This is a genomic window from Albimonas marina, from assembly GCF_029223255.1.
Lineage (GTDB): Bacteria > Pseudomonadota > Alphaproteobacteria > Rhodobacterales > Rhodobacteraceae > Albimonas.
The window spans coordinates 97,453-120,233 of the sequence record NZ_JARHUC010000003.1; the positions used below are offsets into that span (position 1 = coordinate 97,453).

General features: G+C 73.1%; 22 protein-coding genes. 13 read left to right on the plus strand and 9 right to left on the minus strand.

Translation table 11 applies throughout. The annotated features are described in order from the left end of the window. Positions 1–47: 47 nt before the first annotated feature. Positions 48–1,901: a PHA/PHB synthase family protein gene (locus tag P2H44_RS08060; RefSeq protein ID WP_275762979.1), complete on the minus strand. Its 1,854-nt coding sequence runs from the start codon at positions 1,899–1,901 to the stop codon at positions 48–50. 170 nt (positions 1,902–2,071) lie between these two features. On the opposite strand from P2H44_RS08060, the gene P2H44_RS08065 reads away from it, so the two are divergent. The 4 genes from P2H44_RS08065 to P2H44_RS08080 all read left to right on the plus strand — a co-directional run bounded on the left by P2H44_RS08065 (position 2,072) and on the right by P2H44_RS08080 (position 7,479). Further along, on the plus strand, positions 2,072–3,064 hold the full coding sequence (locus tag P2H44_RS08065) for an HlyD family secretion protein (RefSeq protein ID WP_275762980.1): 993 nt from the start codon (positions 2,072–2,074) through the stop codon (positions 3,062–3,064). Between the two features lie 29 nt (positions 3,065–3,093). Next, entirely contained in the window at positions 3,094–5,781 is a 2,688-nt protein-coding gene (rbbA, locus tag P2H44_RS08070; RefSeq protein ID WP_275763663.1) for a ribosome-associated ATPase/putative transporter RbbA, read from the plus strand. Continuing rightward, positions 5,781–6,917 carry an ABC transporter permease gene (locus P2H44_RS08075; RefSeq protein ID WP_275762981.1) on the plus strand — a complete coding sequence of 379 codons (1,137 nt, stop codon included), beginning with the start codon at positions 5,781–5,783 and terminating at the stop codon, positions 6,915–6,917. The genes rbbA and P2H44_RS08075 overlap by 1 nt, the downstream gene beginning before the upstream one ends. A gap of 112 nt (positions 6,918–7,029) precedes the next feature. After that, complete coding sequence (locus P2H44_RS08080; RefSeq protein WP_275762982.1) at positions 7,030–7,479, plus strand: phasin family protein; 450 nt, start codon at positions 7,030–7,032, stop codon at positions 7,477–7,479. Between the two features lie 138 nt (positions 7,480–7,617). On the opposite strand, the gene P2H44_RS08085 is transcribed toward P2H44_RS08080, so the two are convergent. Together P2H44_RS08085 and P2H44_RS08090 are read right to left on the minus strand one after the other, a co-directional pair. Then, positions 7,618–7,932 (minus strand): hypothetical protein, encoded by a 315-nt coding sequence (locus P2H44_RS08085; protein ID WP_275762983.1) that lies wholly within the window; start codon positions 7,930–7,932, stop codon positions 7,618–7,620. Between the two features lie 4 nt (positions 7,933–7,936). Further along, positions 7,937–8,830 (minus strand): SPFH domain-containing protein, encoded by an 894-nt coding sequence (locus tag P2H44_RS08090; RefSeq protein ID WP_275762984.1) that lies wholly within the window; start codon positions 8,828–8,830, stop codon positions 7,937–7,939. Positions 8,831–9,125: 295 nt separating this feature from the next. On the opposite strand from P2H44_RS08090, the gene trhA reads away from it, so the two are divergent. Both trhA and P2H44_RS08100 read left to right on the plus strand, forming a co-directional pair. Beyond that, positions 9,126–9,896, plus strand: coding sequence for a PAQR family membrane homeostasis protein TrhA (gene trhA / locus P2H44_RS08095; protein ID WP_275762985.1), 771 nt, complete (start codon positions 9,126–9,128; stop codon positions 9,894–9,896). A gap of 102 nt (positions 9,897–9,998) precedes the next feature. After that, positions 9,999–10,511: a CreA family protein gene (locus tag P2H44_RS08100; protein WP_275762986.1), complete on the plus strand. Its 513-nt coding sequence runs from the start codon at positions 9,999–10,001 to the stop codon at positions 10,509–10,511. 210 nt (positions 10,512–10,721) lie between these two features. Here the strand turns inward: P2H44_RS08100 and P2H44_RS08105 are convergent, their stop codons facing one another. Both P2H44_RS08105 and P2H44_RS08110 read right to left on the minus strand, forming a co-directional pair. Beyond that, positions 10,722–11,537: a metallophosphoesterase gene (locus tag P2H44_RS08105; RefSeq protein ID WP_275762987.1), complete on the minus strand. Its 816-nt coding sequence runs from the start codon at positions 11,535–11,537 to the stop codon at positions 10,722–10,724. A 31-nt stretch (positions 11,538–11,568) separates the two neighbouring features. Then, complete coding sequence (locus P2H44_RS08110) at positions 11,569–12,465, minus strand: DMT family transporter (protein ID WP_275762990.1); 897 nt, start codon at positions 12,463–12,465, stop codon at positions 11,569–11,571. 171 nt (positions 12,466–12,636) lie between these two features. On the opposite strand from P2H44_RS08110, the gene recG reads away from it, so the two are divergent. Next, on the plus strand, positions 12,637–14,727 hold the full coding sequence (gene recG, locus P2H44_RS08115; protein ID WP_275762991.1) for an ATP-dependent DNA helicase RecG: 2,091 nt from the start codon (positions 12,637–12,639) through the stop codon (positions 14,725–14,727). Positions 14,728–15,375: 648 nt separating this feature from the next. Further along, a complete protein-coding gene (locus P2H44_RS08120; RefSeq protein WP_275762992.1) occupies positions 15,376–15,522 on the plus strand; it encodes a hypothetical protein in 147 nt (48 codons plus the stop codon). A gap of 363 nt (positions 15,523–15,885) precedes the next feature. On the opposite strand, the gene P2H44_RS08125 is transcribed toward P2H44_RS08120, so the two are convergent. Beyond that, on the minus strand, positions 15,886–16,356 hold the full coding sequence (locus P2H44_RS08125; RefSeq protein ID WP_275762993.1) for an iron-sulfur cluster assembly scaffold protein: 471 nt from the start codon (positions 16,354–16,356) through the stop codon (positions 15,886–15,888). 105 nt (positions 16,357–16,461) lie between these two features. Between P2H44_RS08125 and hisI the strand changes: the two genes are divergently transcribed. Both hisI and P2H44_RS08135 read left to right on the plus strand, forming a co-directional pair. Further along, positions 16,462–16,869, plus strand: a complete 408-nt coding sequence (gene hisI / locus P2H44_RS08130) for a phosphoribosyl-AMP cyclohydrolase (protein ID WP_275762994.1) — start codon at positions 16,462–16,464, stop codon at positions 16,867–16,869. Next, a complete protein-coding gene (locus tag P2H44_RS08135) occupies positions 16,866–17,990 on the plus strand; it encodes an AbrB family transcriptional regulator (protein WP_275762995.1) in 1,125 nt (374 codons plus the stop codon). Before hisI ends, P2H44_RS08135 begins: the two co-directional genes overlap by 4 nt. On the opposite strand, the gene gluQRS is transcribed toward P2H44_RS08135, so the two are convergent. Then, positions 17,950–18,807, minus strand: coding sequence for a tRNA glutamyl-Q(34) synthetase GluQRS (gene gluQRS / locus P2H44_RS08140; protein WP_275762996.1), 858 nt, complete (start codon positions 18,805–18,807; stop codon positions 17,950–17,952). The two genes, P2H44_RS08135 and gluQRS, sit on opposite strands and share 41 nt — an antisense overlap. A 465-nt stretch (positions 18,808–19,272) precedes the next feature. Between gluQRS and P2H44_RS08145 the strand changes: the two genes are divergently transcribed. From P2H44_RS08145 to P2H44_RS08155, 3 genes are all read left to right on the plus strand, one after another. Beyond that, on the plus strand, positions 19,273–19,902 hold the full coding sequence (locus tag P2H44_RS08145) for a DNA-3-methyladenine glycosylase family protein (RefSeq protein WP_275762997.1): 630 nt from the start codon (positions 19,273–19,275) through the stop codon (positions 19,900–19,902). Next, positions 19,902–20,558, plus strand: a complete 657-nt coding sequence (locus tag P2H44_RS08150; RefSeq protein WP_275762998.1) for an alpha/beta hydrolase — start codon at positions 19,902–19,904, stop codon at positions 20,556–20,558. Before P2H44_RS08145 ends, P2H44_RS08150 begins: the two co-directional genes overlap by 1 nt. Positions 20,559–20,816: 258 nt before the next feature. Then, on the plus strand, positions 20,817–21,404 hold the full coding sequence (locus tag P2H44_RS08155) for an HNH endonuclease (protein WP_275762999.1): 588 nt from the start codon (positions 20,817–20,819) through the stop codon (positions 21,402–21,404). 37 nt (positions 21,405–21,441) lie between these two features. Here P2H44_RS08155 and P2H44_RS08160 read toward each other — a convergent pair whose 3' ends face one another. Together P2H44_RS08160 and P2H44_RS08165 are read right to left on the minus strand one after the other, a co-directional pair. After that, the gene (locus tag P2H44_RS08160; protein ID WP_275763000.1) at positions 21,442–21,954 is read right to left on the minus strand and encodes a disulfide bond formation protein B; all 513 of its coding nucleotides are present in this window, start codon (positions 21,952–21,954) and stop codon (positions 21,442–21,444) included. Further along, positions 21,951–22,532: a YqaA family protein gene (locus P2H44_RS08165; RefSeq protein ID WP_275763002.1), complete on the minus strand. Its 582-nt coding sequence runs from the start codon at positions 22,530–22,532 to the stop codon at positions 21,951–21,953. The genes P2H44_RS08160 and P2H44_RS08165 overlap by 4 nt, the downstream gene beginning before the upstream one ends. Positions 22,533–22,781 lie beyond the last annotated feature (249 nt).

Below are 22,781 nucleotides of genomic sequence, written 5' to 3' on the forward strand. Positions count from 1 at the left end.
TCCGGGCCTTCAGTCTCTGCGGCCTGCTCTCTGGACCCCGGTCTCCCTCACGTCTGCAGCACGTAGGTCCCCGGCGCGTCGCACAGCGGCGGCAGGTCGGCCTCGGGGCGGCCCATCGGCGGGGGCGCGACGCGGGGGGCGGAGCGCTCGGCGAGCCAGTCGAACCAGGCGGGCCACCACGAGCCCTCCTGCATCTCCGCCGCCTCCAGCCACTGGTCCGGGGTGCGCCAGGGATCGTGCGCCGCCGTCGACAGCAGCCGGAAGCGGCGGTGCGGATGCCCGGGCTCGGAGACGATGCCCGCGTTGTGCCCGCCCGAGGTGAGCGCGAAGGTCACGTCCGCGTCGAACAGCAGATGCGCCTTGTAGACCGAGCGCCAGGGCGCGACGTGGTCCGTCTCGGTCCCCACCGCGAAGACCGGCACGCGGATGTCCGACAGCGCCACCGCCGCCCCGTCCACCTCGTAGCGCCCGGCCGAGAGGCTGTTCTCCAGGAACAGGCGGCGCAGGTACTCGGAATGCATCCGGTAGGGCATCCGGGTGGCGTCCGCGTTCCAGGCCATCAGGTCCGACGACGGCGCCCGCTCCCCCATCAGGTACTCGCGCGTGATCCGCGACCACACCAGGTCGTTCGAGCGCAGGATCTGGAAGGCGCCGGCCATCTGCGCGCTCTCGAGCACCCCCTGCTCCCACATCATGTCCTCGAGGAAGGCGATCTGGCTGTCGTTGATGAACAGCATCAGCTCGCCCGCTTCCGAGAAATCCGCCTGCGCCGCCAGCAGGGTCATCGAGGCGAGCCGCTCGTCCCCGTCCCGCGCCATCGCGGCCGCGGCGATGGTCAGCAGCGTGCCCCCCAGGCAGTAGCCCGCGGCATGGGCCTGCCTGGCGCCGGTGATCTCCAGCGCCGCCTCCAGCGCCGCGAGGAAGCCGTCCTCGCGGTAGTCGTCCATGCCGAGGTCGCGATCCTTCGAGGTCGGGTTCAGCCAGGAGATCGCGAAGACCGTGTGCCCCCGCGCGACCAGGTGGCGGATCAGCGAGTTCTCGGGCCGCAGGTCGAGGATGTAGTATTTCATGATCCAGGCCGGGACGATCAGCACCGGCTCGGGGTGCACCGTCCCGGTGGTCGGCGAATACTGGATCAGCTCCATCAGCCGGGTGCGCAGCACCACCTTGCCCGGCGTGACCGCGACCTGCTCGCCCGGCGTGTAGGCCGGATCGCGCGGCGCGGGGCGGCCGGAGATCACCCGCTCGAAATCCTCCTGCCAGTTGCGCGCGCCCTGCAGGAGGTTGCGCCCCCCCGTCTCGCGCGTCTTCTCCAGCACCTCGGGATTGGTCCAGAAGAAGTTGGCGGGCGAGACCACGTCCAGCATCTGGCGCGCGGCGAAGCTGATCGCGGCCTCGTGGCCGGGCGTCACGCCGCGCACGCCGGTGGTGGCGTTCCACCACCACTGCTGGGTCAGCAGGAAGGCCTGGTGCATCAGGTTGTAGGGCGGCTTGTGCCAGCCGGGCGCGGCGAAGCGGCGGTCATGCTCCAGCGGCTCGATGCAGGGCTCGGAGCGGCCGCCCGACATCGCGCAGGTCGCGAGGTAACGCTGCAGGCGCAGGGTCTTGCGCATCGCCTTCTCGGCCAGGAGCATCCGCTTGCCGGGCGAGGCTGCGAGGTGCACCGCCCAGTCCGACCAGATCGCCAGCAGCGCGGCGGGCGACAGGCCCATCGTGGCCCGCGCCATCAACGCGTGAAGCGAGCGGTCGAAGACCTCCCCCAGCGCCTCCGCGGCGTGGGAGACGTCCTCGGGCGCCACCTCCGGCGCCGGGGGCGCGGGCGGGCGGCGGCGGGGGCGGCGGCCGGGAGCGGCGGGTTCGACCAGGGATAGCGGGGCGGGGGACTTGGACGGGGACGTCATCTCGGATCTCCGAGCCGGGGGCGGCGTGCCGGACCGGCACGTCGGGCAATCTGCCCCTCCAGATGGGGTCGCGCCTTGATGCACCGCAATGCGACCCCGGGCGGCGACGGCTATTTCAGGGCGAAACCACGGGCCGGCCCCGGGCCGGAGGAGAATCGGAGACCGCCGACATGACCCTGCGCATCGGGCGCCTTCTGCTGATCGCCGCCGCGCTCCTGGCCGCGGGCTACGCCGCGCTGGCCTGGTTCCAGACCGGCGACGGCCTGCCCGAGGGGCTCGCCCAGGGCCCCGGCCGGCTGGAGGCGGTGCAGGTCGACATCGCCCCGCCCCGCGCTGGCCGCGTGGTCGAGGTCGACGCGCGCGAGGGCGACCGGGTGGCGGCGGGCGACAAGCTCGCCCGGCTCGATACCGCCGAGCTGGAGGCCTCGCTGGACCGGGCGGAGGCGGAGGCGGCGCTGTCGCGCGAAAGCCTCGCCCAGGCCGAGGCGCAGGTGGCGCTGCGCGAGAGCGAGACGCACCTCGCGCTGCACGAATACGAGCGCGCCGCCTCGCTGGTCGAGAAGGGGCACGCCTCGCAGGCGACGCTCGACGCCCGCCGCTCCGCCCGCGACGTGGCCCAGGCGGCGGAGCGGGCGGCCCGCGCCCAGGTCGCCACCGCCTGGCGAGCCATCGCCGCGGCCGAGGCGGAGGTGCGCCGCATCGTCTCGCTGATCGGGGATTCCACCCTCGTCGCCCCGGCCGACGGCCGCGTGCTCTACCGCCTGGTCGAGCCGGGCGAGGTGGTCGGCGCCGGCCAGCCGGTGCTGGTGCTGCTGGACCTGGGCGACGTCTACATGGAGATCTTCCTCTCCGCCCGGGAGGCCGCGCGGACCGCCATCGGGGCCGAGGCGCGCATCGTCCTCGACGCCTTCCCCGAGGCCGCGATCCCCGCCGCCGTCAGCTTCGTCGCCCCCGAGGCGCAGTTCACCCCCAAGCAGGTGGAGACCCGCGACGAGCGGGAGAAGCTGGTGTTCCGGGTGCGCGTGCGCGTGCCGCCGACGCTGGTGGCGGCCTATTTCGACCGGGTGAAGACCGGCATGCGCGGCGTCGCCTGGGTGAAGATCGACCCCGACGCCGAGTGGCCCGAGGCGCTGGCCGATCCGGTCGCGGAGCCCGCCGAGTGAGCCCGACCTCGTCTCCTGTCCCGCCCCCGATGCGCATCGAGGGCGTGCGCCACCGCTACGGCAAGGTCGAGGCGCTGGCGGGGCTCGACCTCGAGATCCCCGCGGGCGTGCTGGCGGGGGTGATCGGCCCCGACGGGGTGGGCAAGTCGACCCTGCTGGGCCTGGTCGCCGGCGCCCGCAAGCTGCAGGCCGGGCGGATCGAGGCGCTGGGGGGCGAGATGGGCTCGGGCGCGCATCGCCGGCGGGTCGCCTCGCGCATCGCCTACATGCCCCAGGGGCTGGGGCGGAACCTCTATTCCGAGCTCTCGGTGCGGGAGAACCTGGAGTTCTTCGGCCGCCTCTTCGGGCAGGGCCGGGCCGAGCGGGACCGGCGCATCGCGAGCCTGCTCGCCGCGACCGGCCTCGCGCCCTTTCCGGACCGGCCCGTCGGAAAGCTCTCGGGCGGCATGAAGCAGAAGCTGGGCCTGTGCTGCGCGCTGATCCACGACCCCGACCTGCTGATCCTGGACGAGCCGACGACGGGGGTGGACCCGCTGGCCCGCGGCCAGTTCTGGGACCTGGTGGGCGAGATCCGCGCCCGGCGGCCGGGCATGTCGGTGATCGTGTCGACCGCCTACATGGACGAGGCCGCGCGCTTCGACTGGCTGGCGGCAATGGACGCGGGCCGCGTCATCGCCACGGGCACGCCCGCCGAACTGGTGGCGCGCGCGGGCGCCGAGGACCTCGAGGCCGCCTTCCGCGCCCTGCGCCCCGGCCCGAGGGAGGCCGCCCTGGCCATCCCCCCGCGCCAGGACGGCGACGGCGACCTGGTGATCGAGGCCCGCGGCCTGACCCGCCGCTTCGGCGACTTCGCCGCCGTCGACGGCGTGGATTTCGAGATCCGCCGCGGCGAGATCTTCGGCTTCCTGGGCTCCAACGGCTGCGGCAAGTCCACCACCATGAAGATGCTCTGCGGCCTGCTGCCCCCGACCGAGGGCGAGGCCCGCGTCTTCGGCCGCCCCGTCGACGGTCGCGGCGGGCGCGAGGCGCGCCGGCGCCTGGGCTACATGAGCCAGGCCTTCTCCCTCTACGGCGAGCTGACCGCGCGGCGGAACCTCGACCTGCACGCCCGCCTGTTCGAGCTGCCCGCGAAGACCCGCCGCGCCCGCATCGCCGAGCTGGTGGAGCGCTTCGGCCTCTCAGCCCATCTCGACCAGCGCGCCGACGCCCTGCCGCTGGGGGTGCGCCAGCGCCTGTCGCTGGCCGTCGCCGTGATCCACGAGCCGCCCCTCCTGATCCTGGACGAGCCGACCTCGGGCGTGGACCCGGATGCGCGCGACGACTTCTGGCGGCTACTGGCGGAGATGGCGCGCGAGAAGGGGGTGACCATCTTCGTCTCGACCCACTTCATGGCCGAGGCGGAGCTGTGCGACCGCGTGGCCCTGATGCATGCCGGCCGGGTGCTGGCCTGCGACGCGCCCGCCGCCATCGTGGCCGCCGCGGGGGCCGAGAGCTTCGAGGAGGCCTTCGTCGCCCATCTGCGCGCCGCGCTGGGCCCCCAGCCCGAGGCGCCGCCGCCGCCCGCGCGCGAGGACGTCGCGCCCCCGCCCTCGGGCTGGTTCTCGCCCACCCGCTTCGCCGCCTTCGCGGCGCGCGAGACGCTGGAGCTGACGCGGGATCCGATCCGCCTCGCCTTCGCCTTCCTGGGCTCGGCGATCCTGCTGACGGTGTTCTGCTTCGGCATCACGCTCGACGTCGAGGACCTGCGCTTCGTGGCCCTCGACCAGGACCGCACGCCCCAGAGCCGCGCCTATGTCGCGGCCTTCGAGGGCTCGCGCTATTTCGCCGAAGGCCCGCCGGTGGAGACGCCGGCAGAGGCGAGGCGGGCGCTGGTGGAGGGGCGCGCCTCGCTGATGCTGGAGATCCCGCCCGGCTTCGGCCGCGCGCTGGAACGCGGCGACGCGCCCGAGGTGCTGGCGGTGGTCGACGGCGCGGTGCCCTACAAGGGCGAGACGGTGGAGAGCTACGTGGCCGGCATCCACGCGGCCCACCTCGCGGAGCTCGCCCGCGCGGCGGGGGAGCGCGCGGCCGCCCCCGCCACGATCGAGACGCGCTTCCGCTACAACCCCGGGTTCGAGAGCCTGGCGGCCATGGCCCCCGCCATGCCCGCGCTGCTGCTGATCCTGTTGCCGGCGATTCTGACCGCCGTCTCGGTCACGCGGGAGCGAGAGCTGGGCACCATCGCCAACTTCCACGCCACCCCCGCGACCCGGCTGGAGTTTCTGCTGGGCAAGCAGGCGCCCTACGTGGGGGTCGCCTTCGTGAACTTCCTGCTGCTGTCGGTGATGATCGCGGGCGTCTTCGGCGTGCCGCTGAAGGGGGGCGCGCTTCCGCTGGCGGTGGGGGCGCTGCTGTATGTGTGGGCCACCACCTCCTACGGGCTGGTGATGGCGACGCTGGTCTCGAACCAGGTGGCGGCGGTCTTCGCGACCGCGCTCAGCTCGCTGATCCCGACCCTGCAGTTCTCGGGTCTGCTGCAGCCGGTCTCGACGCTCGACGGGGGGGCGCGGGCCATCGGCACGCTGTGGCCGGCGGGGTGGTTCCTGCATCTCAACGTCGGCGCCTTCGCCAAGGGATTGGGATGGGCGGGGCTCTGGCCCGACGTGCTGGCGCTGGCGCTGTTCGGGCCGGCGCTGCTGGGCCTCGCGGCGCTGCTCCTGAAGGGGCAGGAGCGATGATGGGCCGGGCGAGGCGCATCTTCTGGCTGGGGCTGAAGGAGATCCTGAGCCTGCGCCGCGACATCGCCATGTCGCTGCTGCTGGTCTGGGCCTTCTCGGCCGCGGTCTACGTCGACGCCACCGGCAAGACCGGCTCGGTCAACAACGTCTCGGTCGCGGTGGTGGACGAGGACCGCTCCGCCCTCTCCCGCGCGCTGGTCGCGGGGCTGCGCCCGCCGGAGTTCCAGCCCCCGGTCGAGATCCCCGCCGTCCAGGCGGACGCGGCGATGGACGCGGGCGACTACCTCTTCGTCATCTCGATCCCGCCGCGGTTCGAGGCGGACCTGCTCTCCGCCCTCTCGACCGGGCGCGGCCCCGAGATCCAGGTGCTGGTCGACGCGACGGCCATGGAGCAGGCGGGGCTGGGCGCGGGCTACATCGCGCAGATCCTGGGCGACGAGATCGGCCGCTTCGCCGCCGGCCGCCAGGTCGAGGCGGCGCCGGAGATACGGCTCGTCACCCGCTCGGCGTTCAATCCCAACCGCGACCCGGTGCAGTTCCAGGGGGTCACCAGCCTGATCGGCCACATCACCATCCTGTCGGTGATCCTCGCCGGCGCCGCCCTGATCCGGGAGCGCGAGCACGGCACGCTGGAGCATCTGCTGGCCATGCCCCTCTCGCCCTTCGAGATCGCGGCCGCGAAGATCTGGGCGAACGCCGCGGTGGTGCTGGCCGCCGCCACCCTCTCGATGCTGCTGCTGGTGGAGGGGGCGCTGGGGGTCGAGGTCGCGGGCTCCCGTCTCCTCTTCCTCGCGGGCTGCGTGGTCTACCTGTTCTCGACCACGGCGCTGGGCATGTTCCTCGCCACCGCCGCGCGCTCGATGGCGCAGTTCGCGCTGCTGTTCTTCCTGGTGATCCTGCCGATGCAGCTTCTCTCGGGCGCCGAGACCCCGATCGAGGGCCAGCCGGACTGGCTGCAGCCGTTCACGCTGCTGCTGCCCTCGCGTCATTTCGTCTCGATGGCGCAGGCGGTGATCTTCAAGGGGGCGGGCTTCGACGTGGTCTGGCCGCAGTTCCTGGCGCTGGGCCTTATGGGACTGGTGCTTCTGGGCCTCAGCCTCGCGCGGTTCCGCGCGACGGTGGCGGCGGAGCGCTAGAGCTCCGCGCCCGCGGGAGTTGATCCGGGTCAAGGACGCATCGCGCGGGATGGGGAGGATGTTCCGCAACGTCCGCGCACCCCTCGCGCGGCCCGACGAGGAGGATCCTCTCATGACCGCACGCAACGCCCCGCGCCCCGCGTCCCCGACCGCCCCGTTCCCGATGCCGGACCTCTCGGCGATGCCCTTCGCCGCGCTCGATCCCGCCCAGGCGGTCCAGGCGAGCCAGCGCTTCGTCTCGGCCGCGGCCGAGGCCAACGCCCACGCCCTCGACGGCATCCGGCGGATGCAGCAGCAGTGGCTTGGCTTCGTCGCCGGCCGGCTGGAGGACGACCTCGCCACCGCGCGCGAGCTGACCGCCTGCCGCAGCCTGCCGGACATGTGGATCGTGACCCTGAAGTTCTGGGAGCGGGCGGCGCGCCAGTACGCCGAGGAGGCCGAGGTGGTCGCCTCCGAGACCGTCGACCAGGCCCGCGAAGGCGCCGAGGACCTCAAGCGCGAGGCCGCAGCCGCCGTGGGGCAGGAGGTCGAGGGGCTGGACGGGGACGCCAAGGCCGCCTGAGCCCGGCCGATCCGCCGGCCCACGGGCGCCTCGCCGAGGCGCCCGAAGCGCCGCGCAGCGGCGCCTGCGCGGCGATCGCCTGACGGCGCGCCGCAGGCGCGATCCCGCCCGCAGGGCGGCCTGCGCGACCGGCGCGGGCTAGAGCCGGTTCTTGAACTCGTTCACGTCCTCGTCCGGACCCGCCCCGTGGGAACGGCCGCGCCAGAAGCGCCAGATCAGCGCCAGCGCGACGGCCGAGGCGACCATCCAGGCGATCAGCAGGCCCAGCGTGCCCATCGGCGCGCCCGCATCCGGAGCGGCCAGCAGGCGCCACGCGCCCAGGCCCAGCGTCATGATCGCCGCCCCGACCGAGAAGCTGAGCAGCACGTAGCCCGACACCACCAGCTCCGCCAGCAGCAGCGCCAGCGCCAGGCCCAGCCAGATCCAGGGGTCGACCAGCCAGCTCGCCAGCATCGCCTCAGTCCTTCGCCAGGATCGTGGCCGCGCGGGTGAAGCCGTCGGTGGCGTCGCCCGGCAGCACGATGATCTTCGAGTTCGAGGAGGCCGCCAGCCGCTGGAACGCCTCGATCTGGCGCTCGGCGATCTGGAAGCGGGCTGCGGCCTCGCCGCCCTCGGTCATGCCGTCGCGGATCAGGCGGTTCGACTCGGCGGTGGCGTTGGCGGTGACCATCAGCGCCTCGGCCTCCTTCTGCTGCTTGTAGAGGGCGGCGTCGGCGGCGAGCTCCACCGCGCGCTTCTCGCCCTCGGCGCGCAGGATCGCGGCGCGGCGCATCCGCTCGGCCTCCAGCACCTCGGCCATGGCGCGCTGGGTCTCGGGCTTCAGCTCCACGTCGGTGATCTCGGCGCGGGAGATGTTGATGCCGTAGTCGTCGGCCGCGGCCTCCAGCGCCTGGCGGATCTCGATGTTGAGGCTCTCGCGCTCCTGTTGCACGGCGTCGAGCTCGACCTTGCCGATCTCGGCGCGCACGAGGCTCTTGATCAGGCCGATCACCAGCTCGTTGACGTTGGAGACGCGGAACACCGCGTATTCGGACTTCACGATGCGGTAGACGCAGAGCAGCTCGATCGAGAACACCACGTTGTCCCGGCTGACCACGTCGAGGCGCACGTCGGTGATGACCTGGTCGGCGATCGAGACCTTGGAGTGGACCTGGTCGAGATAGGGCACGATCAGGTTCACGCCGGCCGCCAGCGTGCGGTGATACTTGCCCAGGCGCGTGACGACGTACTGCTCGGACTGCGGCACGATCCGAACGCCCAGGATCAGCGTGATCGCGAGGAACAGGACGACGACGACCAGCACCACCTGGCTGGCGTCGAACATCGACAGGATGGTCATCGGATCGTCCATCGGCGCGCGGTCTCCCGTTTCGGTTGCCCGCGATCATATGGACGGCGCGGGGGCGGGGCGCAACGCGAAGTCCCCGGCGGCCGAGCCGGGGCGCGCCGCGGGCGCCCGCCGGCGGGGCGCGCGCCAAGGCCGCGATCGGCCGCCTCGCGCCGGCCCAGGCGCCTGGCGCGCCGCGGTTTTCCGGTCCGCGGCCCGCGCGGCGCGAGAGCCGGGACGCGGCATTACGTAACGGCATCGCTCGCATCCTCGGCATCGCGGCGTTGCCATTCGGGGTCGCGCACCCCATCCTCTGCTCATGAACGGACCGAACGCGGATCGAGCGTCGGGGCCGTCGGCGCCCCAGGCGCCGGCGCTCGCGGCGGGGACCGATGGGGTCCCGACCGCGGCCGCCGCGACGGCCGCGCCCGTCTACACGCGCGCCGAGAAGCTGGCCGACGCCGCCGTCCACTGCCTGGGCGTGGCGCTGGCGCTGATGGCCGTGCCGGTGGCGATCGTGCTGGCCGCGCTGCTCGACGGCACCGGGCCGGTGATCGCGGGCGTCTCGGTCTACGCCGCCTGCCTGCTGCTGATGCTGGGCTGTTCGGCCGCCTATCACCTGCTGCCCGCGGTGAAGCCCGCCTGGCGGGAGGCTCTGCGCCGTTTCGACCATGCCGCGATCTACCTCAAGATCGCCGCCACCCAGACGCCCTTCGCGGTGCTGATCGGGGGGGCGGGGGCGGCCTGGCTGCTGGGCTCGGTCTGGGTCGCGGCGCTGGGGGGCGCCGCGCTGCGCATCTTCTGGCCGCGGGGGTTCCGCCGGCTCGCCGTGCCCTTCTACCTGGCGCTGGGCTGGGCGGGCATGGCCCTGTTCTGGCCCGGCGCGGGGGAGGAGGCGCTGGCGCTCGCGACCGTGGTCCTGGTGATCGTGGGGGGCGTGCTCTACACCCTCGGCGTGCCCTTCCTGCTGGCCGAGAAGCTGAGGTTTCACAACGCCATCTGGCACGGGTTCGTGCTGGTCGCGACCTTCGTCTTCTACGCCGCCGTCCTGTCCGAGATGGGCCTGCGCGCCGTCGCCGCTCCGGTGTGATCCCGCCGCGGCGCCGCGAGAGCGGACGCCGGCGCCCTTGATCCTGCGCGCGCGGGCACGATCTGGAAGGGCCTGAGATTTCACGCCCCACCGGGAGAGACCATGACCCCCACCCGTTCCGCCCTCGGCGCGGCGCTCGCCTGCCTCGCGGCGCCGCTGCTCCTCGCCGGCCCCGTCGCGGCGGAGGAGATCGGCGAGGTCGACACCGCCTTCAAGCTGATCGGCGCCAACCACAAGATCGTGGTCGAGGCCTTCGACGACCCGAAGGTGGAGGGCGTGGCCTGCTTCCTCAGCCGGGCCAAGACCGGCGGCATCTCGGGCAGCCTGGGGCTGGCCGAGGACACGTCCGACGCCTCGATCGCCTGCCGCCAGACCGGCCCGATCCGCTTCCTCGACAAGCTCGAGGCCGGCGAGGAGGTGTTCCGCCAGCGCACCTCGATCGTCTTCAAGACCATGCAGGTGGTGCGCTTCTGGGACCCGAAGCGCTCGACGCTGGTCTACCTGACCTATTCGGACAAGATGATCGACGGCTCGCCCAAGAACGCCATCTCCGCCGTCGCCATCGCGCCCTGGGGCGACGCCCCGGCGCCCGAGGCCCCCGCCTACGACGACTGACCCCGGGGACCCGCCCGGGGGTCCGTCTCCCGGGCCCGCCCCGCGGCGCCGTCCCGGCCAGGCCCGCCCGCAGGGCGCCTGCACGCCGCTTTTCGAAAGGCCCGGTTGCCCGCCCCCGGGGCGCGAACCGGCGAGGCGCGGTCTACAGGCGCCCTGCGGGCGGGCTTGGCTGCGTCTCGCGCGAGGGAGGTCGGGCGCCCGGAGGGCCGGTCACTCCGCGTGGGGCGTGCCCGAGAAATCGGCGTTGGGGTCCGCCTCGAACGGGTGGAAGGGACCGGGCTCGACCGGGACCGTCTTCACCGTCAGGCCCAGCGCGGGCGACCAGTCGTGCAGGCGGATCGCGGCGGGCTCCAGCGCGAAGCCGGGCCAGCCGCCGTCCTGCGCGGGCGGGATCTGCACCCCCGTCGCGGGGCAGGCCGCGACCAGCGTGCCGGCCCAGTGCCGCTCCACCGCCGCGTGGACATGGCCGGTGGCGATGCGCAGCACGCCCCGGCCCTGGATCGCCTCGGCCGCGAGCTCCGAGCCGCGGAACGTGAAGCGGTCCATGAAGGGCAGGCCCAGCGGGCAGGGCGGGTGATGGGCGAAGACCAGCGCCGGGCGGCCGCGGGCCAACCGCTCGCGCAGCCAGGCGGCGCGCTCGGCGCAGAGGCGGCCGGCCGTCTGCCCCTCCTCGATCGTGTCGAGGCCCAGGATCGTCAGCCCCTCCGCCTCCTCGGCGAAATTCAGGAACGGGCCGTCGGACAGGGCGACCTGGCGCCCGAACGCCGCGCGCATCCGGTCGCGCAGGTCGTGGTTGCCGGGCAGCAGGCGCAGGGGGGCCTTCAGCTCGGACAGGATCTCGGCCGCGAGCCCGTACTGCGCCTCGCCGCCCCCGTCGACCACGTCGCCGGTGTGCACCACCAGGTCGGGCGCGATCTCGTTCAGCCGGGCGACGGCGGCGGCGAGGCCTGCGGCCATGTCGACCCGGTCCTTCCACAGCGTGCCGGGCGCCACGATGTGGCTGTCGGTGATCTGGGCGATTCTCATGACGCGCGTCTCTCCCCCCGTCGATCCTGGGTCAGGCGGCGCGGCCCACCCGCCGCTCCCGCCAGAAGGCGTAGAGGCCGGCGGCCACGATCATCGCGGCGCCGACCAGGGTCTGCACGTCCGGGACCTCGCCGAAGACCGCGAATCCCAGGACGATCGCCCACAGGATCACGGTGTAGCGGAAGGGCGCGGTGAAGCCGATCTCGCCCGTGCGCATCGCCACCACGCCCGCGTGATAGCACACGAAGATCGCGACGGAGGAGGCGACGAGGGCGGTCAGGTGCCAGGCCTCCATCGGCGACCACGGCTCGATCAGCGAGCCGACCGCGCCGGTCGTGCCCACGGTCAGCAGGGTGATGAAGGTGATCAGCAGGCTGGGCGTCTGCGGGTCGGTGCGCCGGGTCACCACCTCGCGGATGCCGAAGCAGATCATGCCCCCCACGGCGTAGAGCGCGTCGGGATCGAAGGCCTCGCCCCCGGGCCGCACGATCAGGAGCACCCCTGCGAAGCCCGCCAGGATCGCGAGCCAGCGCCGCCAGCCCACCCGCTCGCCCAGGAACAGCACGCCCGCCAGTGTCAGCAGCAGCGGCAGGCTCTGGTTGATCGCCGAGACCTCGGCCAGCCGCAGGCGCATGATGGCGTTGAGGTAGAAGATCGTGGCCCCGATCTCGGCCACCGAGCGGATGGCGAGCCAGGGCAGGTCCTGGCGCGCGGGCGGCCTGAGCTGCCCCCGCATCCGCAGCCAGACCGCCACCGCCGCGGCCGCGAAGACCGAGCGCAGCAGGATCGCCTGGAACATGCCGATGTCGGGCAGCACCAGCTTCATCAGCGCGTCGTTGACCGCCACGCCCAGCATGGCCAGCGCCATCCACGCCGCCCCCTGCAGGTTGCGGGCGAGGGCGTCGGCGGGGGCGAGGACGAGCGCCATGGGGTCTCCGGTCGCGCAGGCGGAAGTTCAGCCTTCCTTATCTCCCCCTGTCTCCGCGCGCAGGGACGCCCGGTCAAGCGGATTGCGCGCTTCCCTCCGGGCAGGAGGCATGCCGCCGCGCGGCGGGCGGGGCGGCTTTCCTCGCGCCGCCGGGCGCCCCATGTTGCGGCCATGACCCGCGGGCGCCCCGAGATTCTGTTTCCGCTCTTCGCCGAGATCACCTCGCTGGACAAGGTGGGGGAGAAGTCGGCGCGCCTGTTCGAGAAGCTGCACATCACCCGGCCCCGGGACCTGCTGATGCACCCGCCCGCGCGGCTGGTGGACCGGCGGATGCGCCCCGATCTGAACGGCGTGCCCGACGGGGACGTGGCCACGGTGAAGGTGACGGTCGTCGAGCATCGCCGCGGGCGCACCCGCGCCGCCCCGCACCGGGTGGTGGTCGAGGACGCGGCCCAGGGCTTCACGCTGGTCTTCTTCCGCCTGCCGTCCGCCAAGATCGAGGCGATGCTGCCGCTGGGCGAGACGCGCGTGGTCTCGGGCAAGGTCGAGACCTGGAACCACATGCGCCAGATGGTGCAGCCCGACCATGTGCTGACCGAGGCGCAGGCCGCCGAGCTGCCGGAGTTCGAGCCGATCTACCCCACCACCGAGGGCCTGACCCAGCACACGCTGGGGCGCGCCGCGCTCTCGGCGCTGGAGCGGGCGCCGGACCTGCCGGAGTGGATCGAGCCCGGCTTGCTGGCCGCGAAGCTCTGGCCCGGCTGGCGCAACGCGATGGAGGCGCTGCACCGTCCCGTCTCCGACGACGCGCTGCGCCCGCGCAGTCCCGCGCGCGAGCGGGTGGCTTATGACGAGCTGCTGGCCCACCAGATGGCGCTGGCGCTGGCGCGCGAGACCCAGCGCAAGGGCAAGGGCCGGCCCACCAGGGGCGACGGGCGGCTGGTGCGCCGCGCCATCGGCTCGCTGCCCTACAAGCCCACCGGCGCGCAGGCGCGGGCGATGAAGGAGATCGCGGCCGACATGGCGGGGGAGGAGCGGATGAACCGCCTCCTCCAGGGCGACGTCGGCTCGGGCAAGACGCTGGTGGCGCTGGCCGCGCTGCTGACGGCGGTGGAGGCGGGGGGGCAGGCCGCGCTGATGGCCCCGACGGAGATTCTCGCCCGCCAGCACATGGAGGGGCTCGCGCCGCTGTTCGAGGCCGCGGGCGTCGTGCCGATGCTGCTGACCGGTCGCGACAAGGGGGCGGCGCGCAAGGAGAAGCTGGCCGCCATCGCCTCGGGCGAGGTGGGCGTGGTGATGGGCACGCACGCGCTGTTCTCGGCGGACGTGGAGTTCGCGGACCTGCGCCTCGCGGTGATCGACGAGCAGCACCGCTTCGGCGTGCGCCAGCGCATGGAGATCTCGCAGAAGGGCTGGCGGCCCGACGTGCTGGTGATGACCGCGACGCCGATCCCCCGCTCGCTGGCGCTGGCGAGCTACGGGGACATGGACGTCTCGGTGCTGGACGAGAAGCCGCCCGGACGCAAGCCGGTCGAGACGGTGCTGGTTTCCTCGGGCCGGCTGGAGGAGGTGACCGCGCATCTGGTGCGGGCGGTCGAGGCGGGCCGGCAGGCCTACTGGGTCTGCCCGATGGTCGAGGAGAGCATCGCCACCGACCTGACCGCCGCCGAGGCGCGCCACCGCGAGCTGCAGGCCGTGTTCGGCGATCGCGTGACCCTCGTCCACGGCCAGATGCCCCCCGCCGAGAAGGACGCCGCCATGGCCGCCTTCACCGGCGGCGCGGCGCGGGTGCTGGTGGCGACCACGGTGATCGAGGTGGGTGTGAACGTGCCCAACGCCTCGATCATGGTGATCGAGCACGCCGACCGCTTCGGCCTCGCCCAGCTCCACCAGCTGCGCGGCCGCGTGGGGCGGGGGGAGGCGGCCTCCTCCTGCCTGCTGATGTACGACCCGCCGCTGGGCGAGACCGCCCAGGCGCGGCTGAAGATCCTGCGCGAGACCGAGGACGGTTTCCGCATCGCCGAGGAGGACCTGCGCCTGCGCGGGGCCGGCGACGTCCTGGGCACCCGCCAGTCGGGCCTGCCGGACTTCCGGGTCGCCGACCTCGAGATGCACGCCGACCTGATGGCCGCCGCCCAGGACGACGCCCGCCTGCTGCTGGCGAAGGACCCCGCGCTGGAGAGCGAGCGCGGCCGCGCCATGCGCCTCCTGCTGTGGCTGATGGAGGCCGACGAGGCGCTGCGCCTGCTCAAGGTCGGCTGAGCCGCGCCGCCGCCGCGCGGCGGCGGCATTGCGCGCCTCACGCGCCCCGACGCAGGCGCGCCGCATTGCTCGCTGGGCCGCCCGTCGCACTTCCCCGCGCGACGCTTGCTCGGATCACGCTTCCCGGCGTCGCACTTCCCTACGTCACGCTCCCCGGCGTCGCGTTCCTCCGCGGCTGGCGGCTCACGCCTTCTCAAGTTCGGCGCCGGTCGGCGAGTCGTCCCCGGACGGCCCGCCTTTCTGTCCGTCCCGACTCGCCGACCCCTCGCGCCCAAGCCCGACATCCCCACGTCGGGCGGGGCCGCTCGCCGTCGATCGTCTCAACCGTTGCGCATTCCTCCTCCGTCCGCGTCCAGCCTCATCCGTCCCGCCGGGTCCGTCGCGCGGGTTTTCCGCGGCCGCAGCGTCGCTTGAAGGCGTGCCGGGTCGCGCCGACCCGGCCGCAGGCCTCCCCCCGCGCCCGCGTTCCCGATCGGGGCCGAGGCGTCGGCGCAGGGGCGAATCGCGGGCATGGGCGTCAATTTCTGTCTGACATGGTGCGGGCGATCCCTTAATGTTCCGTTATCGTTCTTGACCTGACGCGAGATTCGGGAGAACGTCCTGGCAACACGGAACGGAATTGAAACGCCTCGGGATCGGAGCCTCGCCATGAAGACCCTCGCTCGCCTCGCCGCCTCCGCCGCCAACCGCGCCGCCTCGCGCGAGACCTCCGACACCGCGCTCGAGGATGCGCTGGGCCTCGCCGCGCTGAGCCTGATGGTCGCCGCCGGCTTCGCGATGACCGCGCTCGCCTGAGCGCCCGAGTTTCGCCTGCGGTCGCGTGCGGAGATCCCAATCGGTCCCTGCCGGTCCCCTCGTCCGGCCCCTCCGGCCCGCCTGCCTTTCGCCGGAGGCCGTTCTCCGCAAAAGCCGCACACCTGCCGCCGCGAGCCTCTCGCGGCGGCTTTTTCGTTTGCGGAGAGGGGGGAGGGAGGGGGCGCCTGGGGCAGCCGGGCCCTCCAGGCACGACGGCCGCAGCCCGCGGCCGTCGAGCGGTCGCCGACCAAGCTGTATGAAGGGTTCAACCGCCGAACAGGATCGGGGAGGTCTAAGCGGCAGGAGAGGCGGTCGCTTCGCCCGGCCTCGGGGACGCCCGACGCAGAGGCCGGGCGGGGCGCCTCAGCCCTCCGCCGCCTGCGCGCCGCCCTCGGCCTGGTCCATCGCCTCCAGCGTCGCCTCCAGCGCCAGCAGGATCGAGGCGTGGCGGTGCTTGTACTCGCGCGCGGGCAGCAGCGCCTCGTAGCCTTCGAAGGGCGCCTGGGGGACCTCGCCGCCGGATTTCAGCATGGCGCGAAGCTGCTCCAGCGCCGTCGCGATCTCCTCGCGCGTGCGCCCGATGGCCTGCGCGCCCAGCACCGCGGCCGAGGCCTGGCCCAGGGCGCAGGCCTTCACGTCCTGGCCGAAGCGGGCGATCTTCCCGTCCGCGACGTCCAGGTCCACCGTCACGGTCGAGCCGCAGACCGGCGAGCGGCGGCGCACGCTGGCCTGCGGATCCTCCAGCCGGCCGGCATGGGGGATGTCGGAGGCCAGGCCCAGGATGCGTTTCGAATACAGGCCGATCAGGTCCTGCTCTGCGCTGGCGTCGGTCATGGCGATCCTCTCGGGCGCAGGGGAGGGCTGCGCGTCTCCCCCTAGATAGCGGCCTCGGGCCGAGTGTAAAAGACGCGGGTCCCGCACGATAAGGAGACCTTGGTCTTGCCCCCATCCCTGCCGTCGCCCGTCGATCCCGACGCCCCGCGCCCCGCCTTCGATCCCGCGACCCTGCGCTGGGACGACAAGGGCCTGATCCCGGCGATCGCGCAGGACGTCCATGACGGCACGGTGCTGATGGTCGCCTGGATGAACCGCGAGGCGCTCGAGGACACGCTGGCCACCGGTCAGGTCACCTACTGGTCCCGCTCGCGCGCGCAGCTGTGGCGAAAGGGCGAGACCTCGGGCCACCGCCAGCGGCTGGTCGAGCTGCGGGTGGACTGCGACCGCGACGTGCTGCTGGCGCTGGTCGAGCAGACGGGGCCCGCCTGCCACACCAACCGCCGCTCGTGCTTCTACACCGCCGTGCGGGAGGGCGCGGAGGTCGAGATCCTCGCCCCCGAAAAGGCTTGAGCGCCCCCTGGGACGCCGCCGGCCGCGCGGTGTGGGCCGAGCGGCTGAGCGGGCCGAACCTGCGCCGCCTCGCGCTCGGCCTGGGCATCGGGGTCACGGGCGGCTTCCTCTTCCACCTGCTCGGCGTGCCGCTGGCCTGGATGCTGGGGGCGCTGTTCTTCAACATGTTCGCCACCGTCGCCGGCGCGCCGGCGGACGTGCCGATCTGGCTGCGGATGATCTTCCTCTCGGTCGTGGGCCTGTTCCTGGGCGAGAGCTTCTCCGCGGCCGACGCGGAAAGCCTGTCGCGCTGGCCGGCGACGCTCGCCATGGCGGTGCTTTACGTGCCGGTCGGCTGCGCCGTCTGCTACGTGGTCTTCCGAAAACTGTCGCGGATGGACCGGGCGACCTCGCTGCTGATCTCGATGCCCGGCGGGCTGACCGCCATCGCCATGTTCGCGGGCGAGGCGGGGACGGACGAGCGGCGCGTGGCGCTCTACCACTCGCTGCGGGTGGCGCTGGTGGTGGTCGCCGCGCCCATCGTGGCCTTCGGCTGGCTGGGCCTGCCGCATCCCGAGCATGCGCCCGAGAACCCCGCGGGCCTGGTCGAGACCTTCGACCTCGCCCTCCTGCTGGCGCTGGCGCTGCCGCTGATCTGGCTGTTCCGGATCATGAAGTTCCCGGTGCCCTACCTGATGGGGCCGCTGATCGCCTCGGCCGCGCTGCGCTTTCCGGGCGTGATCGACGGCGGGCTGCCCGGCTGGCTGGTCGAGGCGGCGCTGGTGGTCACCGGCTCCTCCATCGGCACGCGGTTCCGCGGCGTGCCGCTGCGCTTCTTCGCCGAGACGGCGCTGTGGACCCTGGTCGGGACGGTGCTGCTGATGGGGGTCTCGGTCGGCTTCGCGGGCTTCGCGACCTCGGTGCTGGGGATCGACCTCTTCGCGGCGCTGCTGGCCTTCGCGCCGGGGGGCGTGGCCGAGATGTCGCTGATCGCGATCTCGATCGATGCGGACCCCGCCTTCGTGGCCACCCATCACCTGACGCGGATCTTCGCGGTCCTGTTCTCGCTGCCGCTGCTCTCGGGCCTGATCCGGCGGCTGATCATGGAAGACCGACGCGCGCGCGGATTTCCGCGGGAGTGAACCCGGCCTCGCGCAGCTCGTGAATGCCGGCGTCGCGGTCGCGCTTGGCGAGGCGCCGGCCGGCGGCGTCGCGGATCAACCGGTGGTGGCGGTAGAGCGGGGTCGGCAGGCCCAGCAGCGCCTGCAGCAGGCGGTGGATCGGCGTGGCTGAGAACAGGTCCCGCCCACGGGTGACGTGGGTCACGCCCTGGAAGGCGTCGTCCACCACCACCGCCAGGTGATAGGCCGCCGCCCCGTCCTTGCGCGCCAGCACCACGTCGCCGCAGGACCCAATAAGCCACGCGGCCGAGAGCGGCTGCGGCCCCGTCTCCCCCTGCGGGCCGGCGTCGAGCTCGGTGAAGTCCAGGCGGGAGAGGGCCTGCGCGCCGCCCAGCGCCTCGATCGCCGCCGCCATGTCGAGCCGCCAGGCATGGGGCAGGGCGGGGTCGGGCGGATGGGCGCGGCAGGTCCCGGGATAAACCGGCCCGTCCGGCCCCCCCTCCTGCGGCGCGTCGAGGGCGGCGAGGATGTCCCTGCGGGTGCAGGCGCAGGGATACAGCAGGCCGCGGGCGCGGAGGACCGCCAGCGCCTCGGCATAGGCCGGGCCGCGCGTGGACTGGCGCAGGACCGGCCGCTCCCACTCCAGGCCCAGCCAGGCGAGATCCTCGAAGATCGCGGCCTCGTGCTCTGGGCGGGCGCGGGCGCGGTCGATGTCCTCGATCCGCACCAGGAACCGGCCGCCGGCGGCGCGCGCGGAATCATGGGCGAGCATCGCCGAGAAGGCGTGGCCCAGGTGCAGGCGGCCGTTGGGGGAGGGGGCGAAACGCTCGGTATGCATCGCGGCGGAGCGAAGCTTGCGCGAGGCGGGAGGTCAAGAGATGGCGGGGGGCGGAGGCGCCCTGCGGGCGGGCTTGGGCCTTTGGGAGCGGGCGCGCTTGCTTGCGCGGGCGTGGGAGCCTCCGGCGGACTCCTGACTCACCAAAGAACAGGGCCGCGCCTGTCCTCCGGAACCGTCTCTCGCTGATGGATGCCTGAGCGAGTCGCCGGACGGGGTCAAGGACAAGCCCCGCGCAGGCGCGGGGTCGCTTCGCGATCCCTGACCCCGTCCGGCGACTCGCTCTTAACGGCATCCGCGAGAGACGGCTCCGGAGAACAGGCGCTTCGCGAGGGCCGCAGGGCGCGCGCCATGGGCGCCTGGAAGGGCGAGGGGAGGGGCGAAGGGGGAGGCGAGGGCGCTCGGCGCGGGCGCGATCGGATCGTCGGGCGGTTGACGGGGGCGGGGCGGCGGGGTCCTCTGCGCGCCATGGTGGGACGCATCATCGAGACGGAGGCCTGCGTGGCCGAGGGCGCGGCGTGGCTGGCGGGGCGGGAGCCGCGCTTCGCGCATGTGCTGGAGGTGTGCGGGCCGCCGCCGCTGAGGCGGCGGGCGGACGGGTTCGAGGCGCTGCTCTCGGCCATCGTCTCCCAGCAGGTCTCGGTCGCCTCCGCCGCCGGGATCTGGGCGCGGATGCAGGCGGCGGGCGCCACGTCCGCCGAGGCGGTGCGCGCGCTCGACGACGAGGGGCTGCGGGCGCTGGGCCTGTCCCGCCCCAAGGTGCGCTATGCGCGGGCGCTGGCGGAGTCGGGCTTCGACTTCGAGGCCCTGCGCGCGATGCCCGACGAGGCGGCCATCGCCGCCCTCGACGCGCTGCCGGGCATCGGGCGCTGGACGGCGGAGGTCTACCTGCTGACCTCGTTGGGGCGCGCGGACGTGTTCGCGGCCGGCGACCTCGCCCTGCAGGAGGCCGCGCGCGCGCTGTTCGCGCTCGACGCGCGGCCCCCCGAGAAGGACTTCGCCGAGATGGCGCGCGACTGGTCGCCCTGGCGCGGGGTGGCGGCGCGGATGCTTTGGGCCTACTACAGGGCGCTCAAGAACAGGGAAGGGATGATCTGATGGCGGCTCTTTCGGGACCCTCGCTGCCGGCGAAATCGGGCGAGGCGAAATCGGCGGTGGTGTTCCTGCACGGCTACGGCGCGGACGGGCCCGACCTGCTGGGCCTGGGCGACGTGCTGGCCGACCACATGCCCGACACCGCCTTCTACGCCCCCAACGCGCCCGAGCGCAGCGTGATGAACCCCATGGGCTACCAGTGGTTCCCGATCCCGCGCATGGACGGCTCGACCGAGGCGCAGCGCGAGGCGGCGATGCAGGTCTCGATCGGGCTGGTGAACGACTATCTCGACGGCATCCTGGCCGAGACCGGCCTGAGCGCCGACCGCCTGGCGCTGGTCGGCTTCTCGCAGGGCACGATGATGTCCCTGCACGTCGCGCCCCGCCGCCCGGAGCAGCTGGCCTGCGTGGTGGGCTTCTCGGGGATGCTGCTGGCGCCGGAGAGGCTGAAGGACGAGATCGTCACCAAGCCGCCGGTGCTGCTGGTGCACGGCGACGCCGACCCGATGGTGCCCTTCGAGAACATGGAGCTCGCGGCCCGCGGCCTGTCGGAGGCGGGAATCGAGGTGCGGATTCTGCCCTGCGCGGGCGTCCCCCACTCGATCTCGCCCGAGGGTCTGGGCGCGGCGCTGCAGATGCTCAAAGCCCATCTCGACTGATCCCGCGGACCCCGCGGATCGGGCGCAAGGCCTTGATCCCGCGGGGCTTCCGGCCCCCGGACCCCCGCGCCGCAGGGTCGCGCGGGCGGCGTCGTCAAGGCGTCGCAATTCGCTGCTAGACCAGCGGTGCGGCGGAAGAGCCCGCAGCATCTGGAGAGTTGCGCGGCGTCATCCGCCAGATATAGTTCTCTCATCTACCGGGACGGGACGCGTCCCGTCTCGGCGGAAAACGGAACGCTGGGACGGGAGACCTGTCGGGTGAGGAACGACCCCTACGCCACCCAGTTCGTGCGAAGTCCGGCGCGGTTGAAGGACCATCCCGCGCTGGTGCTCAACGCCGACTATCGGCCGCTGAGCTACTTTCCCCTGTCGCTGTGGCCCTGGCAGGAGGCGGTGAAGGCCGCCTTCCTCGACCGGGTGACCATCGTCGCGGAATACGACGAGGTCGCGCGCTCTCCGAGCCTGGAGATGAAGCTGCCCTCGGTGGTGGTGCTGCGCGACTACGTGAAGCCGGCGCGGCTGGCCGCCTTCACCCGCTTCAACCTGTTCCTGCGCGACGAGTTCCGCTGCCAGTACTGCGGCGCCAAGGGCGACCTGACCTTCGACCACGTGATCCCCCGCGCCGCGGGCGGGCGCACGACCTGGGAGAACGTCGTCGCCGCCTGCGGACCGTGCAACCTGCGCAAGGGCTCGCGCTCGCTCCGCCAGGCGGGGATGCGCCTGGCCAAGCCCGTGCGCCGGCCCACCGCGGCGATGTTGCAGAACGTGGGGCGGAAGTTCCCCCCCAACCACCTGCACGTGACCTGGCTGGATTACCTCTACTGGGACGCCGAGCTGGAGCCCTGAGGCCCCGCGCGGTCCCCTGCGCGAGGCGACGGCCCCCTCAGGCCCGCTTGAGGGAGGCGAGCCACAGGCCCGCCAGGACCAGCGACAGGATCCCGTTCCACGAGGCCATCGACAGGCCCATCAGGCTCCACGCGACGTCGTCGCAGCGCACGATGGGGGCGTTCTGGATGGCCTTGAGCAGGTCGTCGGTCGACATCCCCGCGCCCACGGTCGAGGAGCATTCCGTCGGCCCCTCCCACCAGCCGCGCTCGACCCCGGTGTGGAGCAGGGCGATGCCCGCCCCCACCAGCATCGACAGCGCGCCGGCCAGCCGGATCGCGCGCAGGCCGCGCAGCGCCGGCGCCAGCATCAGCGCGCCCAGCACGATCGCGACCGCATGGGGCCAGCGCTGCCAGATGCACATCTCGCAGGGGGCGAGGCCGCCGACGTGCTGGAACAGGAAGGCCCCCGCCAGCATCCCGGCCGAGCCTGCGGCCGCGAGGCCGGCGAGGTAGGTCTGGGCGGTCTCGGGCAGGGGGGCGCGGGCGGCTTTCGACGCCGGCGCGCTCACAGGGCGTACTTCACGATCGCGAAGCCTCCGATCAGCAGGGCGACCGACACGGTCGCCACCAGCCCCAGCCGCCGGTCGATGAAATCGCGGATCGGCTCGCCGAAGCGGTGCAGAAGCGCGGCGATGATGAAGAATCGAAGGCCGCGGGCGAGGACGGACGTCGCCATGAACAGGGCGAAGTTCAAACCCGTCAGCCCTGAAAAGATCGTGATGACCTTGTAGGGGAAGGGCGTGACGCCGGCGATCAGCACCGCCCAGAAGCCCTGCTGGTTGTAGGACTCGGCCAGCAGGTCGAAGGCGTCGGCCTTGCCGTAGAACTCCAGCACCGGCCGGCCCACCGACTCGAACAGGCCCCAGCCGATATAGTAGCCCAGCGCCCCGCCCAGCACCGAGGAGACGGTCGCCACCCCCGCGATCAGCCACGCCCTGCGCGGGGCGGCGATGATCATCGGGATCATCAGCACGTCCGGCGGGATCGGGAACATCGAGCTTTCGATGAAGCTGACGAAGGCCAGCGTCCACAGCGCGTAGGGCGTCTCCGCCTGCCGCAGCACCCAGTTGTAGAGCGATCGGATCATGGGCCTGAGCGTTAGACGTCCCCGGGGGGGCTGTCCACGCAGCAGGCGGGGGTGCGGCGATCGGGTCGACCGGCGGGGCGCGATCGCCGGGGCGCAAACGTGAATCCGCGACGGTCCTCGATCATTCGAATTGCCGAGTCGTTGAAATGGGATATGAATATGAGACTCGCCTGACGCAGCGTCATATTCCGCGTGCTGCGAGCCCCAGGGTTGCGTCCGCGTCCACGCGTGCCCGCGTTCCATCGTGTC